Here is a 20,641-nt window from a genome sequence, read left to right on the forward strand (position 1 = left end):
CGTGGGCCAAGTGATATCCGCACCGAACACGCGTCGACGCGTCTCGTCAGTTCAGATCCCGCACATCCTGATGGGCCGTCAAGAAACGGTACTCGCCGAGCGTCGGATCCTCGCTGCCGAGATAGTCCTGTGCCGTGTCGTTGCTGCAACCGACAAGACCGCAGCTGCGCAGAAACGCTTCGGGGTCCGCCGGGCCGTACACGAAACGCTCTCCGATCAATTCCATTCGATCGACGAACTCGTGAATATTCGGGTCACAGGTTCCTTCATTGATGACCGCCGGCGTGACGCAATCCATCCACAGCATGCTGTCGGGGTGTCGCATGCGTCGCCGGATCGACTGCAATAGACGCCGGTTCTGCTGCTCGTCGAAGTACATCGAACAGCCTTCGTAAACAAACAACGTCAACGCGGTCTCAGAAAACGCGAAGTGGCGTTGCAACAACTCGCCCACATCGTCCTGCAGGAAGTCCGCAGCGATCTGGTGTCGCTCTGGCGCCGCGGCGGCACTGCCGAGTTGCGACTCCAACCGCTCGATGACATGTTGTCGCTCGGCCAACATGACGGGCAAATCCAGTTCAAACACGGTCACGCCGGAAAGCTCCGCTGCGCGGCGCAGCGGCCGCATATCCAACCCCGCGCCGAGCATCACGAGCTGTTCGATACCCGCGATCGATCGCAACACTTCGTCACAATGCCGGGTGCGAGCCCCGACCATCGCGCCCAGTTGCGGCAACACCTTTTGCAATCGTTTCGCTTGCAACAAGCCGTGCGTTCCCGCAGCGACCTTGTCATGCGGGGCGTCGATTCGAAGCTGCCGTCCTTGGGAATCCGCAATCGTCTTCGCCCCCGCCGGACTGTCCATCGCCCGCAACCCCGCGATGATCCGCGCCGATGTTTTCAAGTTCAACTTGGTCATCGTCGATCGCTCGCCGCCGCTGCGATGTTCCAGCAATCGCTGGGTCGCTTGGGCGAAGTAACGCATCACCGCGGTGGCGACACGCTCGCCGTCTTCGGACCAGAACTCGACGTTGATGGTCGCCAACACGACGCGACCGGAGAAGTAACGCGACTTGATCCGCCGCGCGGTTTTCGGATCGACACGGCTGACGGCGCGCAGATGGCTGGTGCTCGGATTTTCGTACTTGACGTCCATCCCGACCAACCACAACGACGCCGATTCGTCCGGACGCCCGCGGTGAATGCCGGTCAACGGTGTGCCGGTCAACAGCGTCGTCAACGCCATGCCACCGGTATAATCCGCCGAGAGTGAAATCAAGGCGGCCTGGTGTGTGCCGTGTTGATTGGTGGTCTCGATCGCCAGCGGCAGCACCGATTCGCAAAACCCGGGTCCGACCCGGGTGATCTGCCAACCCGTCCAAGCCAGCACCGGCACCGCGCGGTGCAGCAGAGTGTTCATCAGTTCGGGATTGATACGGTCCGCATAGTCTTTTTCCCAACTGACCTCTTTATCAGTTTCGATCACAGCCATTGTTGCCCCCATGTGGTGTGTGAACTCGAGAATCGAGCACCCACTATGGAGGTTTCAAAAGTACGTTCAATGCGGCGACCACTTTTAATGCGACCCGAGAGGGCAAACCCTCACCAAAGATGCCGCTTCGGCAAGGCAGGGCAGACCTACTGTTGGATAGATCATTCTGTCCAGATGCCGTGTTGAGCGATCCACATGCAGTCCGCCGAGTCCACTACGTACCGCTACCGAACTCTACGGGAGTTGCCGGATGTGGCCGGAGTGCACTGCTGGCTTGTACAGGACCTGCAGGGCGAAGGCCGCTTGGTGATCCGCGATTTGCCGACCGCGATGTTCAAGGAAGGACTGCGAATCCGGTTCCAAAACGAAGCCCGGCTGCTGAGCGAAATTGAGTGCGACAGCTACAACTCGATGGTCTCCTATGACATCGACGACGATCGCATTCGATTGGTCTATCGCTACCGAGATGGCATCAGCTTATCTCGCCTGGTCGCGGAATCGGCGATGTCACCCAAATCGACGTTGCGGTTGGCGTGTGACCTGTTGCAGGCGCTGATCCTGATCCACCAACAGGGTTGTGTGCATCGCGATTGGCGACCGTCGCACGTGATTCTGGCTCCAACCGGCGAAGCGATCCTCTCCGGCTACGGGCCGGTGTGGCGTGCGAACTTGGCTGCCGGCGACAGTCCCATCGGGATCGAAACAGTCCGCTACGCCTCGCCCGAATTGGCGGGAATCATTCGCCATGATATCGGCCCGGCGTCCGACCTCTACTCGCTGGGTTTGATCCTCTATTGGGCGCTCGCCGGCGAACCGATGTGCGACGCGACCACCGTCGGCGACATCCTGCTGCAACACTCGACGTCCGATCTGGACACCGACCTCTTCCCCAGCGACACGCCGCCGCAACTGGTCTCGATGATCGAGCGGTTGACACAGAAAGAGCCGCGTGAGCGCTACCAATCGGCGGCCGCCGCGTTTGCCGATGCGTCGGCAATATTGAAGATGATCCAAGACGGTGCTTCGGCCACGCCGGTGGTGATCGGTCGATCGGACGCCCGTTCCGATCTGGTCGACCCCGCATTCGTCGGCCGTGAATCACAACTGCAAACCTTAAAAGAAAACCTGACCGAAGTCGCCGCGGGAAGTTGGCGTCAAGCCTTGATTTCCTGCGTTTCGGGGATGGGCAAAAGCCGGCTGAACCAGGAAATCACACGCCTGGCCACGCGTCACGGTTTTCTCGTCTTCCAGGGCGAATCGATCCATCAAGCGGCCGCCGAACCCAACGCGCCGTGGATGCAGGTCGTCAGCCAAGTGGCGAATTACTGTGTCTCTCATCCGGACATCCGACAGCGTCTCGAAAAAACGATGTCGGACTACCGCGAAGAAGTGATCACGGCGATGCCTTCGTTGGCGGGCGTGTTCGGATGGACCGGAAGCACGCTCTCCGGTCCGGACGAACTCGGCCAAGGCCGCATCGTGGCGGCCTTCGCCGCTCTGCTGACCCAGCTCGGATCGGGCGACTGCCCCGTGATGATCTCGTTGGATGATTGCCAGTGGATGGACGATCAATCCATTCGGATTCTGCAAGGCGTCGCACGCTCCGCCGCACCCTTCCAATTGCTGCTACTTTCGGCACGTGCCGACGAAGGCCAAACGGCTCGTGTCCGCGAAGCCGCACAGCTGGACCACGTGCTGAACTTGGGACCGCTGGATGCCGATAGCGTTCGTCGGTTGAGCGAATCGATGGCCGGCAGGCTTCCCGACGAAGCCATCAAAGTGATTCAGGAATTCGCCGAAGGCAGTCCGTTCATGACCGCCGCGATCCTGCGTGGCATGGTCGAATCCTCAGTGTTGGTCTCCGACAAAGAAGGTTGGGTGCTGGACCGAGAGCGTTTGGAAAATTTCCAAACCACCGCCGAAGCCGGCGAAGTCCTGGCGGGGCGACTGGACAACCTGCCGGCCAAGGCGAGGCATTTTTTGGATGCCGCCGCCGTGATCGGCAGCGAGTTCACACTCGACGCCGTCGTCGAACTCTCTCAAATCGATCTGTCGGACAGCTTCGAACTGCTGGCGGATATCCGTCGCCATCGGATGCTCTGGAGCAAACCCGACGGCAGCTACGCCTTTGCCCACGACAAGATTCGCGAAGCCGTACTCGCGCACTTGAAGCCCGATGTCAAACAACGCATGCACGGGCAGATCGGGCAATACTACGCCAAAACCCAACCGCACCGTATCTATGACCTGGCCTACCACTTCGACGCTGCGGGCCTGCACCGCGAAGCACTTCCGCATGCCTTAGACGCCGCCTCCAAAGCACGCCAAGAATTCTCCCTCGGCAGCGCGCGGCGACAACTCGAAATCGCCGCCCGCGCGTTCCACGTCACCGATTCGGCAACACGCCATCAAGTCGAATCGATGATGAGCGAAGTGCTGATGTTGCAGGGAGAATACGACCAAGCCCAGCAATGGTTGGTCGCAGCCTCCAAGACCGCCACCACGGACATGGACGACGCGGTCGTCGCCACGCGGCAGGGCGAACTGGCGTTCAAACGCGGTGACAAAGTCCAAGCGGTGGAATTCTTCGAATCTGCGTTGACCCGCTTGGGGCAACCCGTCTGCCGCAACCGCTTTCAATTGTTCACCAACCTGCTGCGAGAAATCGCCGTCCAAGCCGTGCACACCGCGGCACCCTGGCTGGTCCGTTCGCGGACGCGTTCACCCGACGCCACCGAACAGCTCCGCTTGCGGCTCTACAGCAACATCGCCCGCGGCTACTGGTACACGCGAGACAAGTACTACACGCTGTGGGCGCATCTGCGTGGCATGAACCGCGGCGAAGGTTATCGCCCCTCCGCCGGCCTGGCCCACGCCTACAGCGAACACGCCCCCGCGATGACCTTGTTGGGTTGGTACCGACGCGGCATCGATTATGCCAAGCGTTCTCTGCAGATCCGCAAAGAGCTGCACGACGTCTGGGGACAAGGGCAATCGCGCAACTTCATGAGCATCCTGCATTACTCGTTCAGCAACTACGAGCAATGCATCCACGAAGCCAGCCAGGCCGTTGCGATCCTGGAACGCACCGGCGACTATTGGGAAGTCCACATCGCCCGCTACCAATACGCCGCCTCGCTTTATCGACAAGGCAACTTGCGCGAAGCGCTCGATCAAACCCGCATCAATTACCGCTCGGCGGTTCGCCGCAGTGATTTCCAAGGCACCGGCAACATCGTCGAAGTCTGGGCCCGCGCGGCACTGGGGAACATCCCGCTAGATGTGCTGCAAATCGAACTCAAACGCAATGTCGACGACGCCCAGCGAATTTGTGAAGTCAAACTCGCCTACGGAGTGTATCACTACTACCAACACGGTTACGCCGAAGCCGTCAAAGCGTTCACCGAAGCGGTCCAGATCGCCGAAGACGCCTCGGTCGTCAACGCCTACGTCAGCCCCTGTTACGCATGGCGTGCCACCGCGCTCCGGCGACTGCTGGAAACCGATCCCGCCAAGACGAATGCGATCCGGCGGAAGCAACTCCGTGAACTCCATTCGGCCTGTAAGCAAGCCGTCCGGCTGGCCAAACGCTATACCAACGAACTGCCCCACGCGTTACGCGAACTCGCCGCCGTCTCGGCACTCAAAGGGCGAACCCGCCGAGCCCTCCGCCAGTTTCGCGCGTCCATGCGGGTCGCCAATCAACAAGGCGCCCGATTGGAACAAATCCAAACGACGCTTCTGCACGCACAATTGGCGAAAGAAACCGGCTGGACGGTCGACGAAGCCCTGGTGCGTGAAGCGACCGAAGCGCTGCAACAACTGAAGACCTCCGTCGGCGCGGTCGAAGACGGCGGATCGCTGTCCTTGGTCGATCGATTCGATTCTCTCCTGGAAGCCGGACGTCGCATCGCCGTCGGTACCGAAATCGATGTCATCCGCCAAGAGGTCATCGCGGCGGCATCGAAACTGCTCCGCGGCGATCGGGTCCTGTTGATCCAGCCGGCGACCGGAAACGGCGAGGCGACCACCATTCCGCCCAATACGGTTTTTGATCCCGAAATCGTCAAGCAGACCGAGGAAAAGGGAGCCGCGATCATCTGTGAATACGAACGGAGCGATCTGTGCGATGTCCGTTCCCGACATAATGACACACATCACAACTACGGAACCTTTCTGTGTTGCCCGGTCTTGGTGCATGGAAAAATCCACTCGTACCTGTACATCGCCAACTCCTACATGATGGGAATGTTCGGCGACGACGAACTGCGGATCGCCAACTACCTGTCCTCGGCCGCGGGAGCCGCGTTCGAAAAAGCGGACGGCTTCACACAACTCCAAGAACTCAACCAAACCCTCGAACGCAAGGTCGCCCAACGCACCGAAACGCTGCAATTGCGTAACGAAGAAATCGAACGCACCGCCGACCGACTGCGCGCCACGCAGGTCAACCTCCGCGAGGCGAAAGAACTCGCCGAGCACGCCAACCGTGCCAAAAGCGAATTCCTGGCACGAATGAGCCACGAGATTCGCACCCCGATCACCGCCGTCCTCGGATACACCGAACTGATGCTCCGCGGAATCGTCACCGATCCCGATGAACAACGACAACACCTGGAAACCATCCACGGCAACGGAAGCCACTTGCTGCATCTGCTCAACGATATTCTCGATCTGTCGAAAATCGAAGCCGATAAGATCGAAGTCGAACAGATCCACTGCGTGCCGGCAAAAGTCATCGGCGAGGTCATCAAATCGCTGCAAGGCAAGGCGGCGCAAAAGAACATCACGCTCGGCATCGATTCCGAATCGCAGATCCCCGAAACGATCACCAGTGATCCGACTCGGCTGCGACAGATCGTCACCAACCTGATCGGCAATGCGATCAAATTTACCGACCGTGGCGGCGTGACCGTCCGGCTCTCCACCCGCTCGGATGAAACCACCGGGCTGCCCAATCAGATCGCGGTCGCGATCCGTGATAGCGGCATCGGAATGGACGCCGATCAACTCGAACGAATTTTTGACCCGTTCGCCCAAGCCGACACCTCCACCACGCGCAAGTATGGCGGCACCGGTCTGGGACTGTCGATCAGCAAACGACTGGCCGAATCACTCGGCGGCGGGCTGGAAGTGGAAAGCATCCCCGGCGTCGGCAGCACCTTCACCGTTCACATCGCCGCCGACACCCGGCCCGGTGACCGGCTGCTGAGCGATTCGGAAGTGATCGAACTGGCAACCGGTCGTCACGAAGCCCAGTGGCAGCGCGTCGATTTGACCGGCGCCCGTGTGCTGGTGGTCGATGATGCCGAAACCAATCGCGACCTGATCCACCGATTGCTGACCAGTGCCGGCGCCAGCGTTCAATCCGTCGCCGACGGCCAACAAGCCGTCGATTTCTTTCTCGACTCCAACGGCAACCCCAAATCCCACTCGATCGATCTGGTATTGATGGACATGCAAATGCCCGTCCTGGACGGTTACTCCGCGACGCAACAACTGTGCAGCGCCGGACTGAAAACCCCGATCGTGGCCATGACGGCCAACTCGATGGTGGGCGACGACAGCAAATGTCGCCAAGTCGGCTGCCGAGACTACCTTTCCAAACCCATCGACTTGGACGCGCTGCTGGAAATGGTCCGCTCCTGGTGCGCCGATTCCATCGCCACACACTCCCAGCACTCCGACCGACAACCATCCCGTCCCTCGGTTCCCGCCTCATCACACCCACAGCCGCCAACAAACAAAACCATGCTGCACGAGTCGATCGTCGACGAACCACTCACGCCCCAACTGCCATCGGACTGGTTGAGACAATTCGCCGTCGATCTGGTCGCCAAGGTTCACTTCCAAATGCCGGCCATCAAAAACGCCTATGACTGCGCAGACTACAACGAAGTGGCGAGAAAACTCCATTGGATCAAAGGATCCGGCGGGACCGTCGGATTGAATACGCTGACGGAGTTGGCCAGATCGTGTGAACAAGCGGCCAAAGCGGCCGACACCGATGCTTTGACCGAGCGGTTGAACGCCATCGAATCGTATGTCAACCTGCTCGTCGACGAGTGCGGTGAGGAACTGCCTAACCCGCAGGCTGCCGAAAACGCCGGGCCTCACCGAGATTGAGAGACCACTGGCGGGATTACCGCATCCGCGCCCGCTGGAAGCTCAGTGAAAACTGGTGGGCGTTGACCGAGTGCCAGCCGTTATCAAAGTCGCCCCCCATGAAGTCACTGGTGTCGACCGATTGGGTCGGCCCGAACGACCACTGATACGCCGCATCGACGGCAATCCCGCGCCACGTGCATCCATAGCCAAAGGACAACGCATGCTCCAGAATCGTCTGGATGTAGGGCGTGACCGTGGCGTCGGGAATCGGGTTGCGATGGTAGGCGTATCCGACGCGAATCACACGGTCGTCCCTGAGTTGTTGTTCGATCCCGAATCGTAACGACACCGTGTCACGCCAGTTGAGCGGAAACGATTCCAACAACGTCGGCGCGACAAACTGGTAGACCGGATTGAGCGGATCTTTCAACGACAGATCAAAGTGATCGTAAGCGCTCGACCAGTCGTACCAAATCGCATCCGCGGAAAACGTCCGCCGCCGGTCGGTTCGATGTGACAAGCCGACACCTAACGAACGCGGCCATTTGACATCCAACATCGAATCGTATCGGGACGCGCCCAGTCCGGGAATCTCGACCACCGTTGTTCCGTCAAGTTCCATCGTGGTCTCGTGTTGATAGTTGACCCCGACGGTGGTTCGTTCATTCAAATCGTATTGCATCCCGATCGACCAACTCAGCCCCGCACCGGTCCCCTGCAGGTCCATCCGCGTCGGAGTTCCGGCGAACGCATTGGGGCCCTGCAGCGTGTACGGCCCTTCCAACTCGATGTGATTGATCGCCGCCCCCAGCGTGGTTCCGATCGAAAGCCGCTCGGTCAACTTGAGCGAGAGCGTGGGCAACAGACGCGCCAGTGCGCCGATGGACTTGTAGTGCTGCGGACCGGAGAAGGGCGCCGGACCATTCATCATGTACTCGGCGGCAAATCCGGCGTGCGAAAACGCGCCGAAACCGATCGTGATCGTGTCATCCAATTTCTTGGCGATCGCAAACTCGCCGATCGGAAACGGATTGTCGATGTCACCGACACGTGAATTGTCCGCGTCGTCGTATTCCAAATCGGTCAACAGCAGGTGGCCGCCGAATTCCAGCAAACAATCCGCTTCGTTTCGAACCAAGCCCGCGGGGTTGTCCAACATCACGTGCGCGTTGTCGCTCATGGCAATGTTGGTTCCGCCGCGGCCGATGCTGCGGGCACCCACCCCGTCGCGGATCGTGCCGTCGGCCAGGGCGACCGAACACATGACCAACCCGGCAAGCGCCCCCATGCCTGCCGTCCATCTTGATCGATCCATCGTCCTGCGTCCCACGGTTTGCAGCTCAGAAGCTTACCCTTGTCCATATTAGGGGTTTTTCGGGTCAGCGCTTGACCGGACGTGAACAAAGGTCGCGACGGAGGGAACTCCCTCACACGCGGCGGGGCGGAAACACGTCGCTTTGACCTAGTTTTACCTGAAGAGTCGTGACGCCGATCACGACAACACGCGCTGATGGCTCAGTGGTTTCCGATTACCGGTGCAATTCAATGTTCGACGGCCGACAACAAATCGTCAATAGCAAGATCCTGGTCATCGACGATGAACAGATCATCATCGATGTGATCACCGCCCACCTGAACGTCGCCGGGTTTTGGAACGTGGTCGGGATCAGCGATTCGATCGATGCCGTTCAGCGCATGAAACAAGAAAACCCCGACATGGTGCTGTTGGACATCTCCATGCCGGACGTCAGTGGAAACTATCTGATCCAGATCGCCCGCGCCGATCCGAACCTGAAAACGGTTCCATTGATCGTCGTCACGGCCAGTGACTCCGAAGAAACGCATCGTCGCGCGCTTGAACTAGGTGCCGACGAAGTACTGACCAAACCGTTGCAACCCGGCACCCTGGTCCAACGCGTCGAGCACGCCCTCAGCCAAAAACTGGCGCTCGATGTCTCCACCCTGCATCAACGCCAGGTGCGGTGCAAACCGGTCAACGAGAAATACAACGAGCTGCGCGGTCTCGGTGGCCGCATCCCCTGATCATTCTCAGACCTCCAGCCAGTCGTCTCCGGCGACCAGCCGATCAACCACGATTGCCCACAAAACGATCACGTCGAGCGCCGAAACGCCCCGACGAACTTTGGCCTATGGCGCGGCTTATAAAACCGCCAACGGGTTCCGCTTCGACTCCAGCGTTCCGCGTGTCACACCCATCCGGTTGGTCGCGCCGAGCGTCTTCCAGACCTGCTCCGCCGTCAAACGACCACTCAACAGATCGCGGTACAACGACACCGTCTTGATCACTTCCGCCGGCGATTCTTCGAGCATCTCTAATCGGAACCAACCGATCCCGCGCTCCAGCAATCGACCGGCCGTTTCCGCGCCGCTTTGCGGAGTCGCATTGTAGAGCGTGTTGCGACAGGCGACGTCGGCCTGCAACGTGTGCTCGGCCCCCACCCGATCGCGCAACTGCACGACGTGGTCATCGCAGGGCCGACCGCAATTGGTCTTGTTCGTCCCCGGCGACAGCACCGAACAGAACACGCAATGCTCCATGTGGAACATCGGTATGTGTTGATGCAACACCACCTCCATCCAAGCCGGCGGCACCGAATCGATCAGATCGGCCAGTTGATCGCAATTCAAATCATACGACGCCGTCACCCGCCGTGCCCCCAGCGAGCGAATCCATTCGGCCGATCGATGATTGGCAACGTTCAACGAAAAATCGGCGATGGTCTCAATCGAGGATTCGCGAAAGTGCTCCAGCGCCGCGAGGTTTCGCGCCAGAATGAAATCCGGCCGGTGACGCGGCAACACCCGCAACAATCCCATCTCCGCCGGCTTCTGGATCCGCACCGTCGCAATGCCAAACGGTATCGATTCCGCCGCAACGATCTCCGACACCTTTGCGTATTGCCGGACGTCATGAAAGTCGACGTAGATCAGATCGACCGCTGCTTCGGTCGCCGCCTTTACCTGATCGAGCGAACGACACAAAACAGCGATCCGGGGTTTTTCCACGGGCGGATCGCCGGATGGGATCGGATCCAACATCGCTTCGCCGGCCGCCACGCGAATCGATCGTGGCGGAGGCTGTTCGATCCGCCGGCCGAGTCGCTCCATCACCCGCCGGCGCAGCTCATTGATCAAGCTGGCCGGAACCATCGGCTCCCCGCTGATCACCGCATCAAGCTTCCGCATCCGAAATGCCGTCGCCCCCAAACGCGACAGTTTTTCCGCCAACATCGATTCGGTCGCGGGGTGCTTGTTCGCCCGTTCAAGCGCCCCATCGGAACAAACCGTTTCGGTCAACCGGGCGGCATCGGACAACGTCGCTGTTACCCGCAACGGCTCACCAGTCACCGCAACGACGTTGAAATCGACGTCACGACGCGTCACCGGATCGGCGACGTTGAACGACGCACGCAATCGCCGGTTCAGTTTTGGATCATCGTTCTTGAACACCGAGCCATTCTCGGCAATCTTAGACCAATCGATCTCGCCGCGACCGAAGCCGATCCAAGCCGTCTGGCCGGAACGCATCGTCTTTTGTTTCTCACCGCGGTTGCTGTGCAACGAATACACCCGCCCACCCTGCATCGCCTGATCGCTGCCATCGGTTTCGGTAGACTCGATGCCCAAACCGTCACCGAGTGAAACGTCGGCTGCCAAACGCGTTTGGATCCGGTCACCGTCGATCTGCAGCACCCGTCCGAGCAGGATGCCGCGTTTAGCACTGTGGCGGCCGGGAACCAATCGTTTGTGATCATTGCCTTCCAACCAGCCCGGTGTGAAACCGCGCGAAAACGAAAGCTCCATCTCTTGCTTGGCCTTGTCGCTGACCGTGACCCGCCCCTCCGCGACGGCTTGATCGATCGCCCGGCGATAGTGCTTGGTCAGATTGGCGACGTACTCCGGAGTCTTCAATCGCCCTTCGATTTTCAGCGAGGCGATGCCGGCTTGCATCAGCGCCACGATCGAATCGTAGCCGGCCAGATCTTGGGGGCTGAGCAGGTAACGCACGTCGTCCAGGTCCACGTCCTTGCCATCACAAATCACTTCGTACGGCAATCGACACGCCTGGGCGCACTGTCCGCGATTGGCGCTTCGGCCGCCCAGCGATTCACTGGTCAAACACTGGCCGGAATACGCGACACAAAGTGCACCATGGATAAACACCTCCAACGGCATCTCCGTCGCGGCGGCGATCTTGCCGATCTCGGCGACCGACAATTCCCGCGCCAACACCACCCGTTCGAGTCCCAACTGTGACGCCACCGCGATCGTCTCGGCGCTGGTCAGACTCATCTGCGTGCTGGCGTGAATCTCCAGCTCGCCGCAGATCTCGCGGACCAGTCGGGCGACGCCGAAATCCTGCACCAGCACCGCATCGACGCCGCTCTCGGCGATCCGCTCGATCACCGGAACCAGCCGCGGCAATTCCGACGGAAACACCAGCGTGTTCATCGTCGTGTAACCCCGCACGCCGCGGCTGCGAAGCAGGTTCATCAATTCGGGCAGATCATCCAGATGAAAATTCTTCGCGCGGTGGCGGGCGTTGAATCCGCAATCGAGACCGAAATAGATCGCGTCGGCCCCGTTTTCGATCGCCGCCCGCGCGCAATCCCAGTCCCCCGCCGGGGCGAGCAATTCGGGTGGGAAAGTTTCTGCATGTGAGTTCATGGCCGAAAGTATGGCGCAGGCCGCGACGGATTCGTAGGGGCATTTTCTGCGGTCCCTCCAGAGAATGCGCCCTGTGAGGGAACATCAATGCGGTCGGTCAAGCCTCGATTTGCCAGCCCCCCGCCGGCCGCGCTGCGGTTCGACCGGGCCGCCCGATGCACAAACTGCGCGACAATCCATACGATAAGATTGCCTCCGATCCAACGCCCCCCATCGACGAGAGCTGATTCGACGTGAGCGATACTGTGAACTATCCCGCCTCCTGGTTGATCTGGTTCCTGCGGCTCGTGGGGATCGTTTCACAGTTGGCGTTTGTTGCCGCCGTGATGCCAGAATCGTGGATCATCGCGATCACCGACGCACTGAAACTGGAACGATTTCCAGAGACGCCGCTGGCTTTTTATCTGGCTCGACATCTGTCACTGCTGTACGGATTCATCGGCATCGCGTTGATCGTGGTTTCCTACCGGTTGGCTCGTTTCCGCGAATTTGTCGGCATGCTCTCGGTCGGCATCATCGCCTTCGGCCTCTTGCAGGGTCTGATCGATTTCCAGTCCGGAATGCCGATCTGGTGGACCGCCGCCGAATCGATCAGCACGATTGTCGGCGGCGGATTGATGCTCTGGTTGCACCGCCGCTGTGACTGATTTTTAGCGGTCCGCAATCAATCACGACCTATCGTTTGAAGGTTTCCCGGAATCGCCCCGTTGTGATCCGGGTGGGCCCCCACCTTCCGATACGCGTGATTGATGCGAAGAAGATGCTTAAATCCCTGTTGATTCCACTCGGCATCCTGTCGGCTATTGTCCTGGCAGTCCCCGATCTGGTCGTGATGGGTTATTTCTTCCTGGTGATCCCCGGGCTGATTTTGACAATCATTCCGACTGTATTTGTCTATCTGCTTGCCACGTTTCTGATTCGCCCCATCGTGCCGTTGTCGTCGCGGGTCGGGGCAAACGTGATTGCATTCGGCTTGGCGCTTGTCCTGGGTTTCGTTGTCATGTTGCCATGGCGAATGATCGAGATCCGTCGCTTTGAACAAGCCGCACTTTCCGATATCGCCGCGTCACCGACGTTACGATTGACCGGAAACGTCCTGGTCGATTTTCCTCCAAACCGCTATTGCTCGACCGCGGCCATGACCTGTGATCATCGCTGCACGGCGTTGCTCGATACGCCCGGTGTAGAAAGTGTCACCAAGGTCAGCGGCTACGACGCGGCAACCTTTCGACGCGGTCCCCATGCACCCGGTACGCTGGCGCAGCCCGATCAGCCGCAAAAGATCATGGATGCCTTCGACAGAATCTACGGACCTCATGCGATGCGTCGCATTGTGGGACGCAGACATCTGGATCGGACTTTGCAGGCGGACTGGGCATTGCGGATCGCTCAAGGCGACACGCTTCGAGAGCACACATCGCTCGGCCGCAAACACATCGACTGGCGCGTGATCTACCAAGAGGATCACAGACCGGGTGAACCAAGCGTTCAACGACTGGAAATTCGAGACCCTACCGACGCGGTGAAGGCTCGAAGGTCATTGGTGCAGCACCGCGTTCCTGCGCCCTTGTTTTACTTCGGATTTCATGGTGCCATGAACAACGCTCGGTTTACCGTCGGTAGTTCCACCTATTCCAATCAGCCCCGTCACTTCGACTTCGATCCCGATGTCGAACTGCTGCGATTGACTCAGATTCCGCGCCCGAATCCGGCCCCGGACTCGGTCGAACGGATGGAACAGAAACTGGCTGAAACGCTGGACGATCCGAACGCGACCGACGCGCACCTGCTGCTGGCGCCGATGTGGTTGAAACTGTTCCAGTACGAGGCGGGACAAGACCAGATCGACACCATCGCAAAGATCTTGCTGGATGATCGAATCGCTGATCCGCACGAACTGCTGCGGACGACACTGCGGGGCAACACGGATTTGACCGCGTTGCGAGCGGGTCTGGCCAAGCGTTGCTTGGCGGCAGAGGAACCGCAAGCTCGATCATGGTACGTCTCCGAATTGGTTGGCTTGCCCGCGGCAACCTTTGCCCAACCGAGCGCCGACGAACGAGCGATTTGGGACCGCGCAACATCTGTCCCGGAAGCGGCACCTTTTTTGGAACGATTGGCGGATCAGGGCGCAGTCGTTTTGCCCGAACTGTTGGGGATTCTGGACCAGGTCGTCGAGAAGCCGTGGCACGAACGTTTTCGAGTCGTCCATGGAATTCGAGAAGCATTCATGCGTCTGGGACCGAATGCGGCGATGGCAAGTCCGCACATCCGATCGCTGTTGGCCGAACGCCCTTCGCCACTGACCCAATCCGCTGATGATCGCCTCCAATGGCTCCTGGCCCTCGCCAGGATGGGTGTGCCTGTCGAAGAACTGCCCTACGACAGTTGGGTCACGGGACCATCGGACTTGCAGCGACACTCCAAGCGGATTCACCGTCAACTCAAACGCTACAACGCCGAACATCGCACCGAACCGGGCTGACAAACAAAGGGGTCAGGCCTCTTTGTTGAGCGAACAAAGGGGTCAGGCCTCTTTGGACAAACAAAGGGGTCAGGCCTCTTTGTTGAGCGATTTAAGGACAAACAAAGGGGTCAGGCCTCTTTGTTGAGCGATTTACATCAAAGAGGCCTGACCCCTTTGTTACGCGGCGATCTCCGCTGGCGAACTGGTAGACTCTTTTTCGTCGACAAGGTAACCTCTGGCCCGGTACTTGAAGGAATAGTCGGACAAGAAATAGTAGTAAAGGAAGCCGCCGCGGATCACGCGTTTGGTTTGAATTGCATGCAGTACAGGTGTCATGATCCTGCTACTCTTCAGTCCGAATTGAAAATCGCCTTCGCCAATCGACCCGCTCCACTCCAGTCGATGATTTCGAATCACTGCAAAGGTATACCGACACGAGTGCTCTTCATCGTGAAACGGCATCAACCGATCCGGATCAAGATCAAGCTTCAGTTGAGCGATAAACCGCTCCAACCGGCTAGACTCAAGCTCAAGCGTTCCTGACGACGTTTCAGGAAGCGTGCCGTCACCTCGGATCTGCCAGAGCACTGTATTGTCCTTGCAGTCCAAGAACAGAGTTTGCGTGATAAGGTGTTTACCTCGTTGCCCTGTGCCCGTGATGATCATCTGGACTTCCTCAGGCGACTGTGTCGTCTGCGCGAACAGACATGAGGGCAGCACCGTCGTACTCAGCAATAGAAGCAACGAATACACAATGAAGTTATGCACGCCAAGCCTCTCCGAGTTGTTCCCAAAAGCAGAAAGCCCGCCGTGCACCACGGCACGGTGAATAACATGGTATTTTCAATTGACATCGACTCCGTGCTCGCACCTGCGGCGAATGGGTCTACTCAGATGGTGTCGGGGTCAACTCGCATCGGAGTATAGATTGTCACTGGGTTGAGTGCACGGTACAACATGCCACCCGCAACAAGTGCGCACCCCGAATACGCGGTCAACGCGAGAAAAAACACAACGAATGCAATGGGAAGTCCGCCGCGATCCCAGCCAATTCTTGGACCTAGCGTCAAGTTTGCCCATGCGGATGCGACCGATCCGACCACCAGCAGCGCCACAACGAGCGATTCAGGCATCGCAGTACGCGAGATCGCGAACACAGCGCAGAGCACTGAATAAACAGTGACGACTGCCACCAACGCTTTTAGGTTGCGAACCCAAACCGATTCAGGTGGTTCGGGCGTTGAGTCCCGTTCACGGTGTGTCAGTTCTGTCGGGGAATAGGGATTGGTGTACTGCACGTCAAAGAGTTGCGATCGTTAGCAAACCGAATTGCGATCAATCCGCGAATCTGGAGACACATGGATCCATCGAACACCACAATTTTGCCGGCCTTCTGATGTCCCGGAAAGGGAATTTGATTAGAGCGAATCCCGGTAAAGAATGCCAGCTTCTCGTGCTTATCCTGCTGTCCATTTTGTCTTGTTTGCTGGCATTCTCCCGGGTTCGCATCGCTCGCTACGCCACCGCCTTGCTGCCATCGCTTCCAGTATGCAAAAGCCCAGCGGGCAGACAGCGTTTGCCAGGTCCGTCAGGGCCCACTACCGCTAAGTTAACATCAATGAGGGGTCGCTCGCGCTGGCGCGAACCGACTGATATCAATCGAATATCAGCCGTTTGGCGCGAGCCTACGGGCGTCGGTGCGCATTCTTGGTGGTTGAGGCCCGTACGCGCGCGATACGGCTAACCCCACGTGCGATCGGATTAAATCAACAGGCCGTCACACCACCGACATCCACTCAGTCTGCCCACCGGGCATCATCCAGCCCCGCGCTCGTTGCATTTGCTCACTGCACTCGTCGCCTCTTCTCCAAACCGTCCGCTTCGCTAATCACCTGCACGCAGTTCATCAGCGTCGCGCAAGCAATGGCGTCTTGATCTCATGGGTGAACTTCCAAGATCCGCGGGCGCTCGACTCCCCAGAACCGGCGCGTCGTGTGTTCGGCCGGATTCGTCTTTCAATCAAAGAAAAACACCCTCGGACCACACGACGCGAGTGACGGGGGAGTCATGCGACTGCGGATCACACAAAGGGACACAAGAGATCAAGACGGCGTCCGCATCAAAACGCTGACGACCTGCGGCCAGAGGATTTAAGAAGCTGGCGTCAGCCTTGCCGGCTGGAGTCACGCGCAACGCCGCCGAACCGTGACCGCACTTCAAGCGTCGAAGCGGAAAGCAACTCGATTAGGTTCAACGTCAGACATCACGGGGCACGGAGAGTTGACTTCCCATTGCAGAAAACGCCGCCAGCCGTGCTCCGTGTGCACGGCATGGTTCCCCGCAACTACGGACTCGCAAGGATCGAGCGATATTGATCTGCCTCAGCCTCTGGCATAGTGGCCAATAGCGGACGCAATGTGTAGTTGCCATGCATCTTGCCATCACGCATGAACATCCAATCGGAGATTTCAGTTTTGCCGAGGGTATATTGTTGGCCCATGGTCACGTTCGACACCATCCCCGGCTCATTGTTGATCGTTCCAGTAAACTGGTTGTTGGCGAAAGTAACGCCGATCAGCCAGAAATGCTCAGTCTCACCATTGTCTTCGATTGGAGCCTTGACCGCGTAGTTTTCCGAGCGGCCGGATTCTAGATCAGCGATGAAGGTGTCAACCTCCGCAATCGCTCGTTCAGTGGCAGCAGCCATCTCGGCTTCATCATAACCACCTTCAATAAGGGTGTCCGGGCTGGAAGAGCAACCGATCGCAAGTGCGACCATTGCGAGAAGCAAAGTAAGACCGTTGAGTTTCATTGTGCGTATCTAGCGTAGTGAGATGTTACTTTAGTCGGGGAAAGGCGGTGGACACCGCAGCGGCGCGATCGGCCTGAACTCAAAAACAAACTCGACTCACCGACTGCGGCGCACCATATGGTTCGCGCGGATCGGCCACGACGACAGTTTGAGCGATCATCGCTGATGGCCAATGTACTCAATCCGAAACGCCGTGGGAAATCGAGAGTCCCAATTTGCGGTCGGCATGTCACGCGTCGGATGTCGGCATTGGTATCAACAGACGTCGGTTTGTCTCATTCGGTCGAGTCGACCGAGCACCAAGAGAGTCAAGGCTCACGCAAAGACGCCAAGCCGCAAAGGGACGGGTTCAAATCTTTGCGGCTTGGCGACTTTGCGTGAGCTCCTTCCAGCAAGTACGCCAGCGCACCTGTCGAACCGCGACATCAGGAGCGAATCCTAGGAAACAGAGGTCTGCTGAAATCTGGTGAGCGTATTCTGATCGCACCCATCGCAGTCGGGATGTCAGGCGTTGGGCATTCACGCAACCAGCGGAAAAGAGATTGTCCACGAATAGCACGAATGACACGAATGGAATTGCTGCGGCGCAACTGGCGTCGGTCGACAACGTGAACGGCCAAGTTCGCGGGGAACTCGCGTGAGATTAACCATGCCAAAAACACCGACTCGCGTTATCCCGTGCAACTTTTGGTTCTGCCTCAGCATGTCAAGTATGACCCGATAGATTGTGCGGACGGTTCCATGAATGCGTCGGGGTCAAAACGCGGATCATTGTGATATCGTTCCTGGACCGCCACGAACATGTAGTCCGATAAAGTACCGTCTTCTTCTAGGAAATAGCCAGTCGGGCCATATTCGTTATCGATGAAGGGAAAAAAACGATCTGCAATGTGTTGATGGTCCGCGCCAAGCCAAGTTCGCGATGAGGAGATGAAACTTGGGATTTGCTCGACCGGAACCAGCAACAACCGATCGATTCCGAATCCGTTTGCCGCGAGGTAGCAGTCGTGGAATTCCGGCGGGAACTCCAACCCAAGTTCCAGCTCAACTTTGCGAATCGCTTCGTTTGTCGTCCCGGGAAGACGTATCCGATTTCCGCTGAACGATGGATCGTACATCTCCCAATGTTGCTGAAATATTGCGTCCCAATAAGTCTTCATGTCAACGAACGAATTGCGATCTATCCGCGCAGCGTAGGAGTGGGGATAGATCGGGCGCCAGAACTTTGTCGGCCTTCAACTGGGCCGGTGAGGGGACTCGATTAGAACGGATTCTGATTTCGAGGGCCAGCGTTTTACTCCCGGGCGAACACGAGTTGAATTGCGACGGTATAGTCCGCTTCTGAACTCTCTTGCACGCAGTTCATCCGCGTCGTGGCTCAAGCCCCGTTTTGATCTCATTGGTGCACTTCCAACACTCCAATGGCGCTCGACTCCCAAGGATCGGCGCGTCGTGCGTTCGGTCGGTTTTGTCTTTCAATAAGAGAAAAACACGTACGACCACACGACGCGAGTCGCGGGGGAGTCATGCGCCTGCGGATCACACGATGGGCCACAAGAGATCAAGACGGCTGCCGTATCGAAACGCTGACGACCTGCGGCCAGAGGATTTAAGAAGCTGGCGTCAGTCTGACGGCCCGGAGTCCCACGCAATGCCGCCCCATCGGGTCCGCAGATCAACCATCCAAACGGAGAGCAATTCGATTCAGTTCAACGGTACGCGTAACCGGGTACGCGAGAAAGATTATCACCATCAAAAACGCCGACTCGCGTATCACGGTTCACGCGATGGTTATTTGGCTCGTTGCGTACAGGACGCGCTACTGCGACGGTTGGCGAACCTGGTACTCGCCGTTTGTTAGCATTTCCTTCACGGTGAAGTAGACGCCGTGAACAAAATCGTATTTCTTGTCCTCGATGCGTTTGAGTACCGTGGAAAATGGAAAGCTCATTACCTCGACTTTGGCACTGCGGACAGCGTCGTCCGTTCCGTACTCGTCAGCAACTGTGATCCACTCCAGGTCGAAATCCGTGACACCCTTGTTGCCGAGGCAACCGCCGGTAATCTGGATCACTCGTTGGTCATCGTTTCGCCGCGATTGATCTTATTGCCATGCACGGCATTGTAATTTGGCGACTTAGAGTCCGTCGGAGCGTCGCGAGCGCCAATGCTTGAATTTGCGAGAGAGGTCATCACGTTGTTCTGTTGAACCAAGGATGACATCCATGCCCCCATCATACGGATGAAATAGCCACGAGTCATGGGCATCGAGAATCATGACGTTCGATATGTAATCGTCTGCGACCAAACGAATCACGTCGTCCAGTGCGGTGCGTTTCCAAGCAATTGATGATCGAAAGATGTGCCAAAAATTCGGGTTAGGGTCTCCATCAAGCTCGTGCATTGCGACGGTTCGCCAATGTTCGGTAGAAATCTGAAGTTCGCAGAACCGCTCGTGCGGAAGACCGGGCGAATCCGAGTCGGACCAGTTTGTCGTGAGCAAATCCAGTTTCGAGCCGTCGGATGCGAGAGCAGTAACGACGGCGTTGTGACGCTCAAGCAACGTTGTCCATTCAGGCGTAGACTCCGCGTACCGCTTTGATTCAGGCAGCGAGTGGAACCGGACCCAGCAGTCGCGTTGTGAATCGCGGAATGCATGCGCGATAGGCGGTGCATCGTCGAATCGTCGGGTCCAGTATTGGTCAAGCATCAGTCTATATAACGCCACGCGTCACACGGTACGCGCGAAAGATTCTCAATGTCCAAACCGGCCAGCTCGCGTACTCGGGTGCACGCGATTGTTCCCCGCTAATGCTCGTTGAAGCATCCACCAAGGAGGAATCATTGTAGCGGCAATCGTCGCCAACAATAGCAACACTTGCCCTGGTTTTGGGTCCGTGACGGTCGTGGCACCGTACGACAATCCTCCGCCATCTCCAAATCCGGCGATGAGCAGAATGCTCGCTAGAACGAGACCTATCAACGTAAACGAACCGATTAGTCGCGTGAACGCTATTGCGATTCGGAGTTGAATTGCAACCAAGAAACCCAGTCCGGTCAAGACAAGCGGTGT

At 58.2% G+C, this 20,641-nt stretch carries 11 protein-coding genes and 1 pseudogene; 4 read left to right on the forward strand and 8 right to left on the reverse strand.

Annotated elements, in window-relative coordinates; translation table 11 throughout:
- Positions 1-46: 46 nt before the first annotated feature.
- Entirely contained in the window at positions 47-1,492 is a 1,446-nt protein-coding gene (locus TBK1r_RS37215) for an SAM-dependent methyltransferase (protein ID WP_145221425.1), read from the reverse strand.
- Between the two features lie 261 nt (positions 1,493-1,753).
- Here TBK1r_RS37215 and TBK1r_RS37220 point away from each other — a divergent pair, with 261 nt between their 5' ends.
- Positions 1,754-7,618, forward strand: a complete 5,865-nt coding sequence (locus TBK1r_RS37220; RefSeq protein WP_419580765.1) for a hybrid sensor histidine kinase/response regulator — start codon at positions 1,754-1,756, stop codon at positions 7,616-7,618.
- A gap of 16 nt (positions 7,619-7,634) precedes the next feature.
- Here TBK1r_RS37220 and TBK1r_RS37225 read toward each other — a convergent pair whose 3' ends face one another.
- Complete coding sequence (locus TBK1r_RS37225; protein ID WP_145221431.1) at positions 7,635-8,915, reverse strand: OmpP1/FadL family transporter; 1,281 nt, start codon at positions 8,913-8,915, stop codon at positions 7,635-7,637.
- Between the two features lie 230 nt (positions 8,916-9,145).
- On the opposite strand from TBK1r_RS37225, the gene TBK1r_RS37230 reads away from it, so the two are divergent.
- Positions 9,146-9,643 (forward strand): response regulator, encoded by a 498-nt coding sequence (locus TBK1r_RS37230; RefSeq protein ID WP_145221434.1) that lies wholly within the window; start codon positions 9,146-9,148, stop codon positions 9,641-9,643.
- A gap of 117 nt (positions 9,644-9,760) precedes the next feature.
- Here the strand turns inward: TBK1r_RS37230 and TBK1r_RS37235 are convergent, their stop codons facing one another.
- Positions 9,761-12,289 carry a U32 family peptidase gene (locus tag TBK1r_RS37235; RefSeq protein WP_145221437.1) on the reverse strand — a complete coding sequence of 843 codons (2,529 nt, stop codon included), beginning with the start codon at positions 12,287-12,289 and terminating at the stop codon, positions 9,761-9,763.
- Between the two features lie 233 nt (positions 12,290-12,522).
- On the opposite strand from TBK1r_RS37235, the gene TBK1r_RS37240 reads away from it, so the two are divergent.
- The gene (locus tag TBK1r_RS37240) at positions 12,523-12,936 is read left to right on the forward strand and encodes a hypothetical protein (RefSeq protein WP_419580766.1); all 414 of its coding nucleotides are present in this window, start codon (positions 12,523-12,525) and stop codon (positions 12,934-12,936) included.
- 113 nt (positions 12,937-13,049) lie between these two features.
- Positions 13,050-14,774 (forward strand): hypothetical protein, encoded by a 1,725-nt coding sequence (locus TBK1r_RS37245; RefSeq protein WP_145221440.1) that lies wholly within the window; start codon positions 13,050-13,052, stop codon positions 14,772-14,774.
- Positions 14,775-14,933: 159 nt separating this feature from the next.
- Here TBK1r_RS37245 and TBK1r_RS37250 read toward each other — a convergent pair whose 3' ends face one another.
- From TBK1r_RS37250 to TBK1r_RS39395, 5 genes and pseudogenes are all read right to left on the reverse strand, one after another.
- Entirely contained in the window at positions 14,934-15,524 is a 591-nt protein-coding gene (locus tag TBK1r_RS37250) for a hypothetical protein (protein ID WP_145221443.1), read from the reverse strand.
- Positions 15,525-17,100: 1,576 nt separating this feature from the next.
- On the reverse strand, positions 17,101-17,568 hold the full coding sequence (locus tag TBK1r_RS37255; RefSeq protein WP_145221446.1) for a YegJ family protein: 468 nt from the start codon (positions 17,566-17,568) through the stop codon (positions 17,101-17,103).
- Positions 17,569-18,266: 698 nt separating this feature from the next.
- Positions 18,267-18,728, reverse strand: coding sequence for an SMI1/KNR4 family protein (locus TBK1r_RS37260; protein WP_145221449.1), 462 nt, complete (start codon positions 18,726-18,728; stop codon positions 18,267-18,269).
- Between the two features lie 659 nt (positions 18,729-19,387).
- Positions 19,388-19,645 (reverse strand): annotated as a pseudogene (locus TBK1r_RS37265) (DUF3806 domain-containing protein); the annotation flags it as partial.
- A gap of 60 nt (positions 19,646-19,705) precedes the next feature.
- Positions 19,706-20,278: a DUF3885 domain-containing protein gene (locus tag TBK1r_RS39395; protein ID WP_419580767.1), complete on the reverse strand. Its 573-nt coding sequence runs from the start codon at positions 20,276-20,278 to the stop codon at positions 19,706-19,708.
- Positions 20,279-20,641: the final 363 nt, after the last annotated feature.

This window comes from Stieleria magnilauensis (assembly GCA_007753675.1).
In the GTDB taxonomy this organism is placed as follows: domain Bacteria; phylum Planctomycetota; class Planctomycetia; order Pirellulales; family Pirellulaceae; genus Stieleria; species Stieleria magnilauensis.